This is a genomic window from Caballeronia terrestris (assembly GCF_001544515.1).
Lineage (GTDB): Bacteria > Pseudomonadota > Gammaproteobacteria > Burkholderiales > Burkholderiaceae > Caballeronia > Caballeronia terrestris.
The window spans coordinates 1-1,983 of record NZ_FCOL02000314.1 but is presented as its reverse complement, the minus strand read 5'-3'; the positions used below and the strand labels follow the sequence as shown (position 1 = coordinate 1,983).

The window sequence follows — 1,983 nt, the reverse complement described above, 5'->3', positions numbered from 1 at the left end:
AAAGCACACCGGCTCCTCAAGCGCTGGCCGCCTGACTATGCCGACCGCCCCGCGTACACCACTCTTGACGATTTCTCAGCCAATCATGGATGAGGTCAAGTTTTACGTTGGGCTCGATGTGCATAAAGACTCAATCGCAATTGCATTCGCCCGAGCGCACTCAAGGGACGATCCTCAATTTGTCGGGACGACCCGGTACAGCGTGATTTCCCTGACGAAGGCACTTTCGAAGCTGGGCAATCCATCGCAACTCAGCATCTGTCACGAAGCGGGGCCCTGTGGGTACGGACTCGTGCGGGCGCTGCGCAAACAGGGGTATCACTGTGAAGTGATAGCGCCATCGCGGGTCGCCCGGCGGCCCGCCGACAGAATTAAGACGGACCGGCGCGACGCATTACTGCTGGCAAGACTGCATCGGGCTGGCGAGCTCGTGCCGGTTGCAGTTCCCGAGCCGGCGGACGAAGCCATCCGCGACCTGGTTCGCGCCCGCGAGGATGCTGTGAACGATCAGCGCAGAGTGCGGCAGAGGCTCAAATCCTTCCTGCTTCGTCATGGTCATGCCTATACCGGCACGCGCTGGGGGCCGAAGCACGAGCTCTTTCTATCAAAGATAAAGTTCGAAGATCCCGCCCAGCATGTCGTCTTCACCGAGTACCGGATGGCGGTGCGGTTTGCCACCGAACTCGTCGAGCGTCTCACGCAGTCGCTGCGTACCCATGCCGAAATTTGGCGGTGGTTGCCGACGGTTAAAGGCCTGATGACCTTGCGCAGCATCGACTTCGTCTCCGCGCTCACCATCGTCGCCGAACTCGGGGACTTGCGCCGCTTTCCACACCCACGCGAATTCATGGGCTACCTGGGACTTGTGCCCTCAGAACACTCCAGTGGAAACTCGAAGCAACGAGGCGGGCTCACCAAGACTGGTAACACGCACGTGCGCAGGATACTCGTCGAGGCAGCATGGAATTACCGGTTACCAGCGAGAATCGGTGAATCGCTTCAGCCTCGGCTAGAAGGGCAACCTCGACCCATCATCGACATTGCCTGGAAAGCGCAACTGCGGCTTTGCCCACAGATTCCGCCGCCTTCGGGCAAGAGGTCTTCATCAAAACAAGACGTGTGCGGCAATTGCTCGTGAACTATGCGGATTCATCTGGGACATCGGAACTCGACTGCAGCCAGCCTAAGCACTTCAGCAATTTGTTATCTATGTCTCAGTAGGGAGTTGCTATCGCAAGATCTATATCTTCCACCTGATTGGTAACGCGGCACCGGGCGCGATGAGGGGAATCCTCGGGATTTTTTTGTGAGCACGCGACAGCGTGATCTCCGTTTCCAAGAGCGAGGCAGCCCCGTGACGGAAAGATGAAATGCGGTAACCAGCCCGCGGATATGAGCTTGATCCATCGTCGACAAATAGCCCGTGTGCCGCGTTACCAATCAGGTCGGATGCGTTCACGTTTGAGATCGCGCCAGCGAGAGCGGCGCTCGTCTTGCTTGCAAAAAAAGGCCATATGAAAAATCATTCTCCAGTGTCAACTGCCCGATCTTCGCGTGCAACACCTTCACGTCGACCGGGGGCTCGGCCGATGTCTTACCTGTCTCGAACACTTCAGCAACGCGTTCCTGCAATTGCTTCATCCAGTCCGTAATCTGGTTCGGATGCACTTCGAACTGTTGCGCCAACTCCGCCAGCGTTTTGTCGCCCTTCAGGGCCGCCAGCGCCACCTTCGCCTTGAACGCCGGGGAATGCGCGCGTCGATTTCGTTTCGTCATTTCTGGGTTCCTATTTGCCAGCCATTATGGCCGACTCGGACCCCAGCTTTTTCCACTTACCGAGCTGTCCGAATTCCCGGCGCCACCTCTCTCCCCGGGGCCTACTCACCACTTCGGGATGAATATTCATATCGGGGTGGACAGCCAAACGGGGCTGACACACAGCGCCGTGGTGACAGCAGCGAACGTGCACGACAAGCATGCGCT

The 1,983-nt window shown here is 58.0% G+C and carries 3 pseudogenes; 2 read left to right on the top strand and 1 reads right to left on the bottom strand.

The annotated features are described in order from the left end of the window. Positions 1–85 precede the first annotated feature (85 nt). Positions 86–1,187 (top strand): annotated as a pseudogene (locus AWB67_RS36960) (IS110 family RNA-guided transposase). Positions 1,188–1,518: 331 nt separating this feature from the next. Here the strand turns inward: AWB67_RS36960 and AWB67_RS36955 are convergent. Further along, a pseudogene (locus AWB67_RS36955) lies at positions 1,519–1,776 on the bottom strand (transposase); the annotation flags it as partial. 97 nt (positions 1,777–1,873) lie between these two features. On the opposite strand from AWB67_RS36955, the pseudogene AWB67_RS40345 reads away from it, so the two are divergent. Beyond that, positions 1,874–1,983 (top strand): annotated as a pseudogene (locus AWB67_RS40345) (transposase); the annotation flags it as partial.